The 15,800-nt window shown below is 46.8% G+C and carries 12 protein-coding genes and 5 pseudogenes; 15 read left to right on the top strand and 2 right to left on the bottom strand.

Annotated features, from left to right (window positions below; all coding sequences use genetic code 11):
• Nucleotides 1-2,698: pseudogene (gene rne, locus TZ48_RS04055) on the bottom strand (ribonuclease E); the annotation flags it as partial.
• A 615-nt stretch (nucleotides 2,699-3,313) separates the two neighbouring features.
• On the opposite strand from rne, the gene rluC reads away from it, so the two are divergent.
• Nucleotides 3,314-4,261 (top strand): 23S rRNA pseudouridine(955/2504/2580) synthase RluC, encoded by a 948-nt coding sequence (rluC, locus tag TZ48_RS04065; protein ID WP_112478341.1) that lies wholly within the window; start codon nucleotides 3,314-3,316, stop codon nucleotides 4,259-4,261.
• Between the two features lie 76 nt (nucleotides 4,262-4,337).
• On the opposite strand, the gene TZ48_RS04070 is transcribed toward rluC, so the two are convergent.
• On the bottom strand, nucleotides 4,338-4,922 hold the full coding sequence (locus tag TZ48_RS04070) for a Maf family protein (protein WP_112478342.1): 585 nt from the start codon (nucleotides 4,920-4,922) through the stop codon (nucleotides 4,338-4,340).
• A gap of 135 nt (nucleotides 4,923-5,057) precedes the next feature.
• Between TZ48_RS04070 and yceD the strand changes: the two genes are divergently transcribed.
• The 14 genes and pseudogenes from yceD to TZ48_RS04140 all read left to right on the top strand — a co-directional run bounded on the left by yceD (nucleotide 5,058) and on the right by TZ48_RS04140 (nucleotide 15,633).
• The gene (gene yceD / locus TZ48_RS04075; protein WP_042476749.1) at nucleotides 5,058-5,585 is read left to right on the top strand and encodes a 23S rRNA accumulation protein YceD; all 528 of its coding nucleotides are present in this window, start codon (nucleotides 5,058-5,060) and stop codon (nucleotides 5,583-5,585) included.
• 43 nt (nucleotides 5,586-5,628) lie between these two features.
• Nucleotides 5,629-5,799, top strand: coding sequence for a 50S ribosomal protein L32 (rpmF, locus tag TZ48_RS04080; protein ID WP_031493499.1), 171 nt, complete (start codon nucleotides 5,629-5,631; stop codon nucleotides 5,797-5,799).
• A 9-nt stretch (nucleotides 5,800-5,808) separates the two neighbouring features.
• Nucleotides 5,809-6,833: pseudogene (gene plsX / locus TZ48_RS04085) on the top strand (phosphate acyltransferase PlsX).
• 5 nt (nucleotides 6,834-6,838) lie between these two features.
• On the top strand, nucleotides 6,839-7,789 hold the full coding sequence (locus TZ48_RS04090) for a beta-ketoacyl-ACP synthase III (RefSeq protein ID WP_112478343.1): 951 nt from the start codon (nucleotides 6,839-6,841) through the stop codon (nucleotides 7,787-7,789).
• 57 nt (nucleotides 7,790-7,846) lie between these two features.
• Complete coding sequence (gene fabD / locus TZ48_RS04095) at nucleotides 7,847-8,770, top strand: ACP S-malonyltransferase (protein ID WP_112478344.1); 924 nt, start codon at nucleotides 7,847-7,849, stop codon at nucleotides 8,768-8,770.
• 17 nt (nucleotides 8,771-8,787) lie between these two features.
• Nucleotides 8,788-9,521, top strand: a pseudogene (gene fabG / locus TZ48_RS04100) (3-oxoacyl-ACP reductase FabG).
• Between the two features lie 162 nt (nucleotides 9,522-9,683).
• Nucleotides 9,684-9,917 carry an acyl carrier protein gene (gene acpP, locus TZ48_RS04105; RefSeq protein WP_004406112.1) on the top strand — a complete coding sequence of 78 codons (234 nt, stop codon included), beginning with the start codon at nucleotides 9,684-9,686 and terminating at the stop codon, nucleotides 9,915-9,917.
• A gap of 96 nt (nucleotides 9,918-10,013) precedes the next feature.
• Nucleotides 10,014-11,253: pseudogene (gene fabF / locus TZ48_RS04110) on the top strand (beta-ketoacyl-ACP synthase II).
• Between the two features lie 83 nt (nucleotides 11,254-11,336).
• A pseudogene (pabC, locus tag TZ48_RS04115) lies at nucleotides 11,337-12,141 on the top strand (aminodeoxychorismate lyase).
• Nucleotides 12,135-13,151 carry an endolytic transglycosylase MltG gene (gene mltG / locus TZ48_RS04120; protein WP_112478346.1) on the top strand — a complete coding sequence of 339 codons (1,017 nt, stop codon included), beginning with the start codon at nucleotides 12,135-12,137 and terminating at the stop codon, nucleotides 13,149-13,151. The pseudogene pabC and the gene mltG overlap by 7 nt, the downstream one beginning before the upstream one ends.
• Nucleotides 13,148-13,780, top strand: a complete 633-nt coding sequence (gene tmk / locus TZ48_RS04125; protein ID WP_112478347.1) for a dTMP kinase — start codon at nucleotides 13,148-13,150, stop codon at nucleotides 13,778-13,780. The genes mltG and tmk overlap by 4 nt, the downstream gene beginning before the upstream one ends.
• A gap of 8 nt (nucleotides 13,781-13,788) precedes the next feature.
• Nucleotides 13,789-14,118: a hypothetical protein gene (locus TZ48_RS04130; RefSeq protein ID WP_112478348.1), complete on the top strand. Its 330-nt coding sequence runs from the start codon at nucleotides 13,789-13,791 to the stop codon at nucleotides 14,116-14,118.
• Nucleotides 14,115-14,741: a DNA polymerase III subunit delta' C-terminal domain-containing protein gene (locus TZ48_RS25730; RefSeq protein ID WP_112478349.1), complete on the top strand. Its 627-nt coding sequence runs from the start codon at nucleotides 14,115-14,117 to the stop codon at nucleotides 14,739-14,741. The genes TZ48_RS04130 and TZ48_RS25730 overlap by 4 nt, the downstream gene beginning before the upstream one ends.
• A gap of 130 nt (nucleotides 14,742-14,871) precedes the next feature.
• Nucleotides 14,872-15,633, top strand: coding sequence for a TatD family hydrolase (locus TZ48_RS04140; RefSeq protein WP_112478350.1), 762 nt, complete (start codon nucleotides 14,872-14,874; stop codon nucleotides 15,631-15,633).
• Nucleotides 15,634-15,800 lie beyond the last annotated feature (167 nt).

The following is a 15,800-nucleotide window of genomic DNA, read 5'->3' on the forward strand; positions in this document are numbered from 1 at the left end:
ACAGCTTTAGGCGCCTCTGCAACGACCGCTTCTGCGATGACTGGTTCAGCAACGACGGGTGCTTCAGTTGTTACCGCTTCAACGACAGCTGCTTCGACAACCTCAGTTACAGCTTTTGGCACTTCAACAGACTCTGGTGCAACAATTGCTCTGGCTTACGCATAACGATGACTTTACCCATCGCCATTTCTGGCATTGCCATACCTGTTACTGCTAGTACTGGCGTTTCAACGACTTCTGCTTGAGGCTTCGCTTTCGGTTTTGGTTTCACAATACCGTAGCTTGGCATCACTTTACCCATTGCCATCTCTGGTGATGCAACACCACCTTTGCGTAGGCGGAATGGGTTAGGGCGACGATCACGACCGCGACGACGACGTTGACCACTTGCACGCAAGTGACGTGGTGAACGACGGTTACGACGTTGCTTGCCTTCCTCTTTAGCACCCGCTTCGTTTGACGCTTCTTGAGCTTGCGGTTTTTCTACCGGAGCTTGAGCGACAACTGCTGCTTCTTGTTGCGTTTCGAGTTCTTGTTGCTTCGCGTTTTGATCTTTCACACGAACTTGCTTGGTGAGTTTACGACGCTGACGACGCTCTTTCACTTTCGCTGTTTTCTCTTCCGCACGAGGTGCTTTCTTCTCAGCTTGAACGTCAGCAGCGATTTGCTTACCTTGTTCTTCTACCTTCGAGTTGTTAGCGGCTTCGTCACGTTTCTTGTTGCGACGGTCTTGCTGCCTGTTACGACGGTTTTGAGATTTGCGCGGCTCTTGTGCGTTGCTTTGCGTTTCTTTTTCTTCATCGCGGTCACGGTTAGCCTTGTTACGACGATTCTTGTTGCGATCGTTGTCACGAGTCTCTTTGTTGTTGCGACGGCGCTGATCGTTGTTGCGGTTACGACGCGAACGATTATTGCGATTCTTGTTGTTCTCTTCTTTCTTCTCTGGCTCTTTCTTTTCAGGCTCTGGAGACGCAAATAGCGAGCTAATTGCCGAAAGAATACGTGAGAACAGACCAGGTTTTTCGACCTTTGGTTCAGCTGCAGGTTTCTTCTCTGGCGCTTTAGGCGCTGGAGTTGGAGCGCTTTGCGTTGGTGTCGCGAAGCCTTGCAGTGCTGGTTGTTCTACTTTACGTGGCTTAACCTCTGACTCGCCAGCTTCTTTTGCTTCTGCTTCACGCAGAGCTTCCAGCTTCTTAGGCAGTAGGTAAGACAATAGATCTTGTTCTTCGCCTTCACGAACACGGATCACCTCGAAGTGTGGCGTTTCCATGTCTGAATCAGGAACGATAGTGATCTTCACTTCTTGAACACGCTCGATGTGGTTAATTGAGCGGCGCTTCTCATTGAGTAGATAAGAGGCGATAGGCACAGGAACAATCGCTAAAGCCTGCGATGTGTTGTCCTTAAGCGCTTCTTCTTCAATCAGACGCAATACAGAAAGTGCCAGTGATTCATTGTCACGAACGACACCAGTACCGCTACAACGCGGACAGATGTGGTGGCTCGCCTCAGCCAACGATGGGCTTAGACGCTGGCGCGACATTTCTAATAGACCAAAACGAGAGATACGACCGATTTGAACGCGAGCACGGTCAATACGAACCGCTTCGCGTAGGCGGTTTTCTACTTCACGTTGGTGACGAACTGGCGTCATATCGATGAAGTCGATAACCACTAGACCGCCTAGGTCACGAAGACGTAATTGACGCGCAATTTCATCTGCTGCTTCTAGGTTGGTGTTCAGCGCCGTCTCTTCGATATCGCTGCCTTTCGTTGCGCGTGCTGAGTTGATATCGATTGAGGTTAGAGCCTCTGTTGGGTCGATAACAATGGAACCACCTGAAGGTAGGCGCACTTCGCGTTGGAATGCAGATTCGATTTGGCTTTCAATTTGGTAGTGACTGAACAGTGGTACTTCGCTGTCGTACTTTTTAACACGGTTAACGAAGTCTGGGCGCACCAATTGAATGTGTTGGCGAGCACGCTCATAGATAGTGTTGCTATCAATAAGGATTTCACCGATATCACGACGCAGATAGTCACGCAGAGCGCGCACAATCACGTTACTCTCTTGGTGGATCAAAAATGGTGCAGGATTTTGGTCTGCAGCGCCTTTGATGTTTTCCCAGTTATTCAGTAGGAAACGTAAGTCCCACTCAAGCTCTTCTGCACTCTTACCAACGCCTGCAGTACGGACAATCAGCCCCATACCTTGTGGCAGTTCAAGAGTACTCAGTGCTGCTTTTAGTTCAGTACGCTCTTCACCTTCGATACGACGAGAAATACCGCCTGCGCGAGGGTTGTTTGGCATTAGAACTAGGTAGCTACCCGCCAGAGAGATGTACGTTGTCAGAGCAGCGCCTTTGCTGCCACGCTCTTCTTTTTCAACTTGCACGATCACTTCTTGGCCTTCGCTCAAAACATCCTTGATGCTTGGGCGGCCTTGATAGGTATAACCTTCTGGGAAGTATTCTTTTGCAATTTCTTTAAGAGGGAGGAAACCGTGGCGTTCGGCACCGTAGTCAACGAAAGCGGCCTCTAGGCTAGGCTCAACTCGAGTGATACGTCCTTTGTAGATATTTGCTTTTTTTGACTCATGACCAGGACTTTCAATATCAAGATCGAAAAGCTTTTGGCCGTCAACCAAAGCAACACGCAACTCTTCTTTTTGAGTTGCGTTAATTAACATTCTTTTCATTACAGAAATTCTCGTTGTATTTTCTTTGTTTTCATCATTGCTCTTGTCACAAGTTTCGTAACTCGCGGTGCCTGATCCCATGGCTTTATTTATTGCAGCCTCCCGGCTGGAAGGGATGCTCGTGGGCACTACAGTCATCACACAAGGCTGAGGCTGTGTGATCCGCGTACTTAGCGGTATTACTCAAACACGAGTACGTGAGTAGGTGACAAGGAAGACTTAGCTTTCAACGTCTTATGCCAGTTGCTGCGTTTCAATACTAAGCGGTCTACTCAAGGTTTAAATGCTCAAAGATAATCGCGATAAATGATAAATCGATTCTAATTACCCAGTGCAGCTGTGAACTATAGCAGCGCAACGAAATATCAGCAATCAGCTTTGATGTAAACCACAGAAAAAAACCAAGCTTTTGCGCGGTCTGTACGGTTAATGTACTGATTTTAATCGCCAAAATTATAAGGTTGTGAAATTGGCTCAAATCGTGGTTAAAAATTATCCACAACTTGTCCAGCCACTACCAATTCGTCTGTTTTGGCACAGTTCACAAGTTTCCGAATCGGGTACGGAAAATAGAAAGCGTTCTTTTCTTGATACTTTGAGTGTTATAATAGCGAAATGAGTGAAATTAGAACAAAAGTCCAGTTCGTCGACATCGATGACGATATGGCTGGTCAACGCATTGATAACTTTTTGCGTAACCAACTTAAGAACATCCCAAAAAGTGTTGTGTATCGAATCGTACGCAAGGGTGAAGTGCGAGTGAACAAAAAGCGCGTTAAGGCTGAGTACAAGCTGCAAGCGGGTGATTTGGTTCGTATTCCGCCGGTAACACTGGAAGAAAAAGAGCAAGAAGCACCGCTTAATACCAACTTGAATCGTGTTGCTGAGCTGGAATCGCAGATCATCTATGAAGATGACCACATGCTGATCCTTAATAAACCTTCGGGTCTGGCTGTTCACGGTGGTAGCGGCCTCAAATTTGGTGCTATCGAAGCGCTGCGTGCGCTAAGACCACAAGCACGCTTTCTTGAACTGGTGCACCGAATCGACCGCGACACGTCGGGCATTTTATTGGTGGCGAAAAAGCGCTCGGCGCTGCGCCATTTGCAGGCTCAGTTCCGTGAGAAGACAGTACAGAAGTATTACTACGCTTTGGTGATGGGCAAGTGGAAGCCAAGCTGCAAAGTCGTCAAAGCGCCGCTTCTTAAAAATGAAGTGAACAGCATTGTTAGAGTGAACCCTAATGGCAAGCCATCAGAAACCCGATTCAAAGTCTTGACGGCTTTTGAGCAAGCGACGTTAATTCAGGCAAGTCCGATTACTGGGCGTACTCACCAGATTCGCGTGCATACTCAATATACCGGTCACCCGATTGCGTGGGATGATCGTTACGGCGATCGCCGCTTTGATGCGTACACGGCCAAAGCTGGGTTGGATCGTTTGTTCCTGCATGCAGCGAATATTATTTTCACCCACCCAGGTAAAGAAGAGCGAATGGAAATCCATGCTGACATGGAACCTAAGCTTCAAAAAGCATTGGATAAACTTAAGACGATGTCTTGAGGCTAGTTGGTTCTATTGATAAGCGAAGCTGGGTTGGCTTCGCTTTTTTGATCTCTTAGCAAGACTGACGTAGAAGTTAACCTAAAGGTGAGAGCCCATGTTTATCGAGCATACTCACTAAGTCGATTAAAGGCAGACCCACCAATGTGTTTGGATCTTTTCCTTCTAACGCGCTAAATAAGCTAATGCCAAGTCCTTCGCTTTTGAAACTGCCGGCACAGTAATAGGGCTGTTCGAGATCAACGTAACGCTCAACCTGCGCTCGGCTAAGTGTTCTAAAAGTCACATCGAAGGTATCGACGGTGACATCACACTCACTGGAGTGGGTATTGAGTACAGCGAGGCCAGTGTAGAAACGGATGGTTTTGCCACTTTGCTGGGTAAGCTGGGCAATCGCTGTTTCGCGATTGAGCGGTTTACCGATAATTTGGCCGTCGATAACGCAGACTTGGTCACTGCCAATAACGAGCGCATTGGGCTCGTTTTGCAGTGCACGTGCTTTTTGTTCAGCCAGACGTTGAACCAGCTGCATGGCTGACTCATCAGAACGAGCGGTTTCATCGACTTGTGGAGCGATGGCCTCAAAGGATAGACCTAACTTCGCTAATAGCTCGGCACGATAAGGGGACGTTGAGGCTAAAATGAGTCTTATGGATTTCATTTTGAGTTCAGTTTTTCTATCATAATTGCAGTTTCTAGACATATTGATAGATTCTTAATCTGTAGGCAAAAAAAGTACAACTTTTTCGCCTTTTTCTTTGACTAAATCCGTTTTGGAAGATAATATTCGCGCCCTATGCAAAAGGTAAAAATACCGCGAACTGTTGACCCGGGTAAGACGGCACAAAAAAGACTCGACTACGATGGCATCATCCAAGTCAGCCTTTTCAAGCGTCTGAGCGAGTCAGTTAGTAGCGTAAAACGCGATGCTGAAGTGACATTGTCCTTTGGGCATGATGAACAGCGACTCGTTGTTATCTCTGGTAAAGCTAACATCGAAGTTGATTTGGAATGTCAGCGTTGTAATGAGATTTTCACACACTTGTGTGAAGTTCAATTCACTTACACTCCTTATTACAGTGAAAAAAGTGAAGAGGACGCACCGGAAGATTACGATTTGGTAGATCTTAATGAGTACGGTGAGGTCGATCTCATACAATTAGTTGAAGACGAGTTCATCTTAAACCTGCCTCAAGTCGCAATGCACGATATAGCAGACTGTAGCGTTGACTCAAACAACATGGTGTTTGGAGATATTCCGGAAGAGGTTCCAGAAGATAAGCCAAATCCATTTGATGTTTTAAAGAGCTTAAAGCGTGAGTAACAAAGTTACTGACGTTTAAATTACTAACATAGGAGTAGGGTCCATGGCCGTACAAAAAAGCAAGAAGTCACGTTCTATGCGTGGCATGCGTCGTTCACATGATGCGCTAACTTCAGCTGCACTATCTGTAGACGCAACTTCAGGTGAAACTCACCTACGTCACAACGTGACTGCTGACGGTTACTACCGTGGCAAAAAGGTTATCAACAAGTAAGGTTGACCTTTGCATAATATAACCGTTGCACTTGATGCAATGGGCGGGGATTTCGGTCCTTCCGTAACAGTGCCTGCCGCCGTGCAGGCACTGTCGCATTTCCCAGAGCTAAAAGTGGTGCTTGTTGGCGACGCGCCGTCAATAAACACGCAACTCAAACAGTTAGGTTACCAACGCAGCCCTCGTCTTGAGGTGATGCATAGTGACCGAGTCATTTCGAATTCCGAAAAGCCTTCCTTCGCCTTAAGAAACAGTCATGATACGTCTATGCGTATTGCCTTGGATTTAGTTGAATCTGAGCACGCCGACGCATGTGTTAGTGGCGGAAATACTGGCGCATTGATGGCGTTGTCACGTTATCGTCTCAAGCTTCTTCCTGGCATTGATAGACCTGCGCTTGTTTCAGCGCTGCCAACCAAATCCGGAGCAAAAACCTGGATGCTCGACTTAGGCGCAAACGCGTCGGTTGATGCAGACTCTTTATTTCAATTCGCCGTTATGGGCAGTGCTCTTGCTGAGCAACATTTGGGTCGCAGCACTCGCGTTGCCATTCTCAACATTGGTGCCGAGGAAATTAAGGGTAATGATTTGGTCAAACGTTGCTCAGAAATGCTGACACAATGCCCATCCATTAACTATATTGGATTCGTCGAGGGCAATGAGCTACTGAGCGATTGTGCCGATGTGATCGTTTGCGATGGATTTGTTGGCAATACCACATTGAAAGCTTGCGAAGGAACTGCGCAGTTTGTTTTGGACAAACTCAAAGCGAAGTTAGCGACGTCAACCATCAAAGGATGGCTGGCCAGATTACTGTTTTCTGACATGTTAAGTGAAGTAAAAGCACTGAACCCCGACCAGTATAACGGAGCAAGTTTGTTAGGATTGCGCGGCATTGTCATAAAAAGCCACGGAAGCGCTGATATTTCGGCGCTTGTTAATGCAATAGCGAAGCGGTTCACGAGGTTAAACGCCAAGTGCCAAACCAAATAAGCGATCGTCTAGAAGCAGTGTTACTCGAGAGGCAGTATTAGTCTTCATGTATAGCAAAATTTTAGGTACAGGCAGCTACCTGCCATCTCAGATCCGCACCAATGCCGATCTAGAGAAAATGGTAGACACGACAGATGAATGGATTGTCACTCGCACAGGTATTAAAGAGCGTCGCATTGCCGCCGAAGACGAAACCGTCGCGGATATGGGCTATGAAGCGTCGCTAAAAGCGATTGAAATGGCAGGCATCGATAAAAACGATATCGATCTGATCATTGTTGCCACAACAAGTAGCAGCCACGCGTTTCCGTCGTCTGCGTGTCAAGTTCAAGCAAAACTTGGCATTCAAGGTTGCCCTGCATTCGATATGGCGGCAGCATGTACTGGCTTTGTTTATGCGTTGTCAGTGGCTGATCAACATATCCGTTCTGGTATGTGCAAAAACGTACTGGTGATCGGTTCGGATTGTCTGTCAAAAACTGTTGAAGAGATTGATCGCTCTACTATTATTTTGTTTGGCGATGCTGCAGGCGCCGTGGTTCTTGGCGCAAGCGAAGAGCCGGGAATTATCTCGACACATCTTTATGCAGATGGCCGTTTTGGCGATTTGCTCAGTCTTGAAATGCCTGTCCGTGGTGGAGAGCTAGATAAATGGCTTAACATGTCAGGAAATGAAGTCTTTAAAGTAGCGGTAACCCAGCTATCTAAATTGGTGAAAGACACACTGGCAGCCAATGGGATGAGTAAAGAAGATCTCGATTGGTTAGTGCCTCATCAAGCGAACTATCGCATTATTGCCGCGACAGCGAAGAAACTTGGCATGTCGATGGATCAAGTTGTACTGACACTCGATCGTCACGGTAACACGTCAGCCGCTACGGTACCGACCGCACTCGATGAAGCCGTGCGTGATGGCCGAATTAAGCGTGGACAAAACCTGTTATTAGAAGCGTTTGGTGGTGGGTTTACTTGGGGTTCGGCGCTCGTACGCTTCTAACTCCGCCCAAACCAAACGGTATAAAAGTCATAGATTGCGTTGTTTAAGGAAATAACGATGAGTAATTTTGCAATCGTGTTCCCAGGTCAGGGTTCACAAACAGTTGGCATGCTTGCAGAGCTAGGCGAGCAACATGAGATCGTGAAAGCGACATTTGCAGAAGCATCAGAGGCACTAGGTTACGACCTTTGGGCGCTGGTTCAAAATGGTCCTGCTGAAGATCTTAATCAGACACATCGCACACAGCCAGCATTGCTCGCTTCGTCTGTCGCAATTTGGCGTGTATGGCAAGAGCAAGGTCTTGCTCAGCCAGCACTGGTTGCAGGTCACAGTTTAGGTGAATACTCTGCGCTAGTTTGTGCAGGCGTTATTGATTTCAAAGAAGCCATTAAGCTTGTTGAGCTGCGCGGTCAGCTAATGCAAGAAGCCGTACCAGCAGGTGTTGGCGCTATGTACGCGATCATCGGTCTAGATGATGACTCTATTGCTAAAGCGTGTGAAGAAGCAGCGCAAGGTGAAGTCGTTTCTCCAGTAAACTTCAACTCACCAGGTCAAGTTGTCATTGCCGGTAACAAAGCGGCAGTTGAGCGTGCAGGTGCATTGTGTAAAGAAGCCGGTGCGAAACGTGCGCTTCCTCTTCCTGTGTCGGTACCTTCTCACTGTGCGCTGATGAAGCCAGCAGCAGAAAAGCTAGCGGTTGCGCTTGAGGCAATTGAATTCAACGCGCCATCTGTTCCAGTTATCAACAACGTTGATGTGGCAGCAGAGACTGATCCTGCAAAAATTAAAGACGCACTTGTACGTCAACTACACAGCCCAGTTCGCTGGACTGAAGGTGTAGAGAAGATGAGCGAGCAAGGCGTAGAGAAACTGCTAGAACTTGGCCCAGGTAAAGTTCTAACCGGTCTAACTAAGCGTATCGTTAAGACATTGAGTGCTGCAGCAGTCAACGACGCTGCGTCACTTGAAGCTGCAAAATAAAAAGGAATCCAATAATGATGAACCTTGAAGCAAAATCGCCCTAGTAACAGGTGCAAGCCGTGGTATTGGTCGCTCAATCGCTGAGCTACTGGTCGAGCGCGGTGCAAAGGTAATTGGTACAGCTACGTCAGAGAACGGCGCAGCAGCAATCAGCGAATATCTAGGTGAGAATGGTAAAGGTCTGGCACTAAACGTGACAGATACCGACTCAATCGAAGCTGTTCTCAAGCAAATTAACGAAGAATTTGGTGCTATCGATATTCTAGTTAACAACGCTGGTATCACTCGTGACAACCTTCTTATGCGTATGAAGGACGATGAGTGGACGGATATCATGGACACGAACCTAACGTCTATCTTCCGCCTGTCTAAAGCCGTACTGCGTGGCATGATGAAGAAACGTCAAGGCCGTATTATCAACGTAGGCTCTGTTGTGGGCACTATGGGCAACGCAGGTCAAACAAACTACGCAGCAGCAAAAGCTGGCGTTATCGGCTTTACCAAGTCTATGGCACGTGAAGTAGCTTCACGTGGTGTAACAGTAAACACCGTTGCACCTGGTTTTATTGAAACAGACATGACAAAAGCACTGAATGATGAGCAACGAGCTGCTACACTAGCGAACGTACCTGCTGGCCGTTTGGGTGACCCTCGTGAAATCGCTTCAGCTGTTGCATTTCTTGCATCGCCAGAAGCGGCATACATCACAGGTGAGACTCTTCACGTAAATGGTGGCATGTACATGGTTTGATCTGTGCAACATTTGTGCATGATTTAAGTCAAAAATGTGCTGAATTTCGGTTAAATTCGCTAAAATTGTGGTTTGACCAGCAAGGACCCCCTTGCAACTTTCAATAGTTCGAATAAACTACGGAAACATCGCATAGAGCGAAATCTGTAAAGGAAAATTAAAATGAGCAACATCGAAGAACGCGTAAAGAAAATCATTGTTGAACAGCTAGGTGTAGACGAAGCAGAAGTTAAAAACGAAGCTTCTTTCGTTGACGATCTAGGTGCTGACTCTCTAGACACAGTTGAGCTAGTAATGGCTCTAGAAGAGGAATTCGACACTGAGATTCCTGATGAAGAAGCTGAGAAGATCACTACTGTTCAAGCTGCTATCGACTACGTAAACAGCGCTCAGTAATATCTCTTTCTAGGCGGCCACCATGGCCGCCTGTGTTTTTTTAAAACGTCTTCTATCCTTTCAAAATAGAATCACAAATATCCCGGAGAAAAAATCGTGTCCAAGCGTCGTGTTGTTGTCACTGGCATGGGTATGTTGTCACCGGTAGGCAACACCGTAGAATCTTCATGGAAAGCCCTTCTTGAGGGCAAGAGTGGTATCGTAAATATTGAACATTTCGATACAACCGATTTCTCAACTCGTTTCGCAGGCTTAGTTAAAGACTTTGACGGCAGTGAGTACGTGTCTAAAAAAGATGCCAAGAAAATGGATTTGTTTATCCAGTACGGCATCGTGGCAGGTATGCACGCTCTTAAAGACTCAGGTCTAGAAGTCACACCAGAAAACCAGCACCGTATCGGTGTTGCGATTGGTTCTGGTATCGGCGGTCTTGACCTCATCGAAGCGGGACATCAAGCGTTGGTATCGAAAGGCCCTCGTCGCGTAAGTCCTTTCTTTGTTCCTTCGACTATTGTAAACATGGTTGCTGGCCAACTTTCTATTCTTGCTGGGTTACGTGGTCCTAACATCGCTATTTCAACAGCGTGTACTACAGGTTTGCATAACATTGGCCATGCAGCGCGCATGATGCATACGGCGATGCGGAAGCTATGGTTGCGGGCGGCTCTGAGAAGGCGTCTACACCACTAGGTATGGCTGGCTTCGGTGCTGCTAAAGCGCTGTCGACTCGTAACGATGAGCCACAAAAAGCATCACGCCCTTGGGATGTGGATCGCGATGGTTTCGTACTAGGTGATGGCGCGGGCATGATCGTACTGGAAGAGTACGAGCACGCGAAAGCACGTGGTGCTAAGATCTACGCAGAGCTTGTTGCTTCGGTATGAGCGGTGACGCTTACCACATGACCTCTCCAAGCGAAGATGGTTCTGGTGGCGCACTAGCAATGGAAGCGGCACTTCGTGATGCTGGTCTTACAGGCGAACAAATCGGTTATGTAAACGCACACGGTACGTCAACACCTGCGGGTGACGTGGCTGAAATCAAAGGCATTAAACGTGCACTTGGTGAAGAAGGCTCGAAGAAAGTACTGGTATCGTCAACAAAATCAATGACAGGTCACCTTCTTGGTGCTGCGGGTTCTACTGAGGCGATCATCACGATCATGTCGTTGGTTGATCAAATCGTGCCACCAACGATTAACCTAGATAATCCAGACCCAGAGATCGATGTGGACCTAGTCCCACATACTGCGCGTAAAGTGGAAATGGAATACGCATTGTGTAACTCGTTCGGTTTTGGTGGTACAAACGGCTCACTTATCTTTAAAAAGATGTAATCTCTATTCATTGAGATAAGAGACTTGTATTTAAACGGCTTGATGCTTAGCATTGAGCCGTTTTGTTATTTTAAGGGAACAGTATGCATTGGCGCGATGGTCAGCTATCGAAAGGATTTCGGTAAGTGACAGAAGTTTTCAATACGGTGACGGCTGCTTTACAACGATCTTGACGCGAGATGGCAAACTTCAGCTGTGGGCGCAGCACGTGAAGCGTATGGAACAGGCGCTCGAAGCATTGCGTATTGCTCCCGTAGATTGGAACGCCTTGCGTGACGATATTGAAAGCCGAGCGCTGCCCGATCCACAAGCAGGCATCAAGCTGCACGTAAGTCGAGGAGAAGGTGGTCGAGGCTACAGCGCCAAGGTTAACCATGGTCCCTTTGTTACGGTAAGCTGCTTTCAATATCCGGGAAAATATAACGAACTCCGACAAAATGGTGTCGAACTGACGGTTTCAGACGTGGTGTTGGGGCACAGTCCATTATTGGCTGGCTTGAAACATAATAATCGACTCGAACAAATTCTCGCGAAATCTAATGTAGAAGATGCTGGCTATATGGATGGCATCGTCCTCGATTTGGGGGCGAATGTCATTGAAACCACGATGGCAAATCTGTTTTGGGTTAAGTCTCAGCAGGTGTTTACGCCTGATCTTTCGCTTGCGGGTGTTTCCGGTGTTATGCGCGAGCAAGTGCTTGAAGCGATGAACTCGCTTGGCTATATGGTGACTATTGGTCAATTTAGTCTAGAGACTCTTTTAGAGGCTGATGAGGTTTTCGTTACCAATTGTATTCTAGGGGTTGCGCCGTCATCAAAATTAGGGAAGTTGAGTTCGTCAAAGGCTCACTAACAAAACAGATCCAGGAGAAGTTAAGTCTGTGCTAAAGAAGTTTGTATTACTCGTCATCGTGCTATGTGCGTTAGCTGCTGGCGGCTTTTTATATGTAAAGAACAGTGTTGAGACATTTATTGCCCAACCGCTCAATATCGAACAACCGGAGTTGGTGACAATTCAGCGTGGGAATAGCCTCAATACAATAATAAGCAAATTTGTCACCAACCAATGGATCGAACCAACAGATTTTGAGCCATTAATTCGTCGTTTTCACCCTGAACTCACTCAGATTAAGGTCGGCACATTTGAGCTAAAACCTGGTATGAATTTCGAGCAGGCCATAAGTGAAATTATCCATGGGCAGGAGTATCAACTCGCTATTACCTTTATCGAGGGCTCAACGTTTAAAGAGTGGCGCCAGCAATTCGCAACTGCTGAGCATTTAGAGCATGCGACAGAGGAAATGACAGAGGCTGAAATTGCCAAGGCTTTGGGGATTGAACATAAAAAGCTTGAAGGCTTGTTTCTTGCAGAAACGTATCATTATTCGGTAGGTGACAGCGACCTAGATATCCTAAAACGCGCTAACAGCAAACTTGAAAAAATACTCAATGCGGCCTGGGAGCAGAAACAAGAGAAATTGCCGTTAGAAAATCAGTATGAAGCGCTAATTTTAGCCTCAATCATTGAAAAAGAGACCTCGGTTCCCTCTGAGCGTGAACGTGTCGCATCCGTATTCGTCAACCGTCTGAACAAAGGCATGCGTCTTCAAACTGACCCAACTGTCATTTACGGCATGGGCGACAGATACGATGGCAATATTCGTAAAAAAGATCTTCGCGAGCGTACGCCTTACAATACCTATGTTATCAATGGGCTGCCACCAACGCCGATTGCAATGCCAGGCAAAGCGTCTATCATGGCGGCAGTGAATCCAGAAGACAGCAACTATCTCTATTTTGTTGCTAGTGGCACGGGTGGTCATGTGTTTTCTAAGAACCTACGCGACCACAACCGTGCGGTCCAACAGTATTTAAAACAGTTAAGAAGTCGAAAATGAATCAAGGTAAATTCATAGTTATTGAGGGCCTAGAAGGCGCCGGAAAAAGTTCTGCAATGAGCGTACTTCTTGAAGAACTTGAAGCTGCGGGGATTGAGCATATTGAAAATACTCGCGAGCCCGGAGGTACGGTGCTTGCGGAAAAAATGCGTGCCTTGGTGAAAGAAGAACAGCCTGGTGAGGCACTGCAAGATCGCTCAGAATTGCTTTTGATGTACGCCGCTCGTATTCAACTTGTAGAAACCGTCATTAAGCCAGCGCTTGAAAAAGGCGCGTGGGTGGTTGGCGACCGTCATGATCTCTCTTCACAGGCTTATCAAGGCGGTGGTCGTCAAATCGATGCAGACATCATGTCGTCGCTAAAACAGATCGCACTGGGTAGTTTCAAGCCTGACTTTACTTTGTATTTGGACATTGAGCCACGCCTCGGTCTGGAGCGCGCTCGTGGGCGTGGCGAACTGGATCGCATCGAGAAAATGGACATCAGCTTTTTTGAGCGTACTCGTGAACGATACTTAGATCTAGCGAGTGAGGATTCGAGCATTGTGACGATTGATGCCAGTCAAGAGATCGATTCGGTTCAAGCGGATATTCGCCAAGCGGTAAGAGCTTGGTTAGCACAGCAGTAGGGAAGTTTATGCAGGCGTATCCTTGGCAAACGGCCACTTGGCAGCAGCTTAAATCCAATCTAGAACGAGCGCACATTCCAGGCGCAATGCTACTACAAGCGAAACCAGGCCTAGCGCCTGAAGCATTGATAGATCGCTATGTAAGTGGCTTGATCTGTGCAAACGATGCCTCTGAACCATGTGGATTTTGCCATGCTTGTAGCTTAATCAGTTCAAAGTCTCATCCTGACGTGCATGTGGTGTTGCCAGAAAAGGATAAGAAGACACTTTCTGTTGAGCAGATCCGCCAAGCTAATAAGTGGGCGCTGGAGTCCTCCCAGTTTGGGGCTATCGTGTGATTGTGGTTCCTCAGGCCGAACGAATGAATGCCTCTGCGGCCAATGCGTTGCTAAAGACGCTCGAAGAGCCGCCTAGCGCCTGTCTGTTTATCCTCTCAACGGATAATGCGCAACGTTTGTTGCCAACGATAAGAAGTCGCTGTGAAGTCTGGCAAATTGCTGCTCCGACACAACAGGTGGCTTGCGAATGGGTAGGACAGCAACTCAACAAAAAAGTATCTCCTCGGATTGCTTACCTATGTCAGAGTGAGCCTTTGGTAATGAAAGCTTTCCTTGAAGAAAATCATGAAAAAGTTTTCGAAGGTTTACTTGAGTTATTTATCCAAGTAGCAACGAATGGTCAAACGGACGTGTCGTCTTTGACTACTAATTTGGTTAAGAGTGATGTGGCTGTCGATGTTCAGCTCTCTTGGCTGTGGCTTGTGTTGGTGAGTGCACAAAAACATGCACTCGGTGTAAATGATGACACGATCACTGCAGAGGCGAAGCAGTTAGCAGCACACTTCGACTATCAGACCTTGTTCCAACAAGCAGAGGCAGTGGCTGAGCTGAGACAGCAGCTTTCGGCTTCTAGTGGTCTAAATATCGAACTCATGGTCACTAACTGGTTATATCGTTTTTAGTTCGTTAATTTTCGTCTCGTTCTAACCCTGAACATGGTTTTGGTCTACTCTATCTGAGAGACCAAGACCGCTAAACAGTATATCACCTCCGTTTTCCTCCAATTTTTCATAGTTAATTAAGTAAATTATTATGTTTGTAGATTCACATTGTCATCTTGATAAACTCAACTACGATGAGTTGCACGATGGTATTCAGGACGTACTCAATAAAGCCAAAGCCGCAAACGTAGAACAGCTTTTGTCCGTTGGCGTTACGTTGGACTCTTTTCCTGCAATGATGGAGCTGATCAAGCCCTATCCGCAAATTAAGGCGTCTTGTGGTGTTCATCCTCTAGATGTTGAAAGTGACTTCTGTTTGGAGCAGTTTAAGCGTTATGTGGAGGACGAACGTGTTGTGGCAGTGGGTGAAACCGGTTTGGATTATCATTACCAACCTGAGACGGCTGAGCTTCAGAAACGTCGCTTTGAGCAGCAAGTTGACCTCGCGGTTGACGTGAACAAACCACTCATCATTCATACTCGTAATGCTCGCCAAGATACCTTAGATATCCTAAGAAATGGCCATGCGGAGCGTTGTGGTGGTGTGATTCATTGCTTTACGGAAGACTTGCCTTTTGCTCAAGCTGCGATGGAGCTGGGCTTTTACATCTCGATTTCGGGAATTGTTACCTTCAGACAGGCAAAAGAGCTTAAAGAAGTAGTGAGACAATTACCGTTAGAACGTCTGCTCATTGAAACGGATTCACCCTATCTTGCTCCCATCCCACACCGCGGAAAAGAGAACCAACCCGCCTATGTTGTCGAAGTTGCCGCTTACATTGCACAGCTAAAAGGGGTGTCGTTGTCTGAGGTCGCTGAAAAAACCACCAAAAATTATCATGATCTTTTTTGAGGTAGGAAATAACAACTTTGACACATGTGATTACTAAAGGCGCAGTTTGCGCCTTTTTTGTCGAAAAAAATTGAAAAGTTCAAATAAATTTAATGTTAACGATTTCTGTTGAGAAAAAAGCCGTGATTCTGCACAAACTGTAATTATGTTACGTAAAATAACTTAGA

The sequence above is a fragment of the Vibrio variabilis genome (assembly GCF_003263785.1).
Lineage (GTDB): Bacteria > Pseudomonadota > Gammaproteobacteria > Enterobacterales > Vibrionaceae > Vibrio > Vibrio variabilis.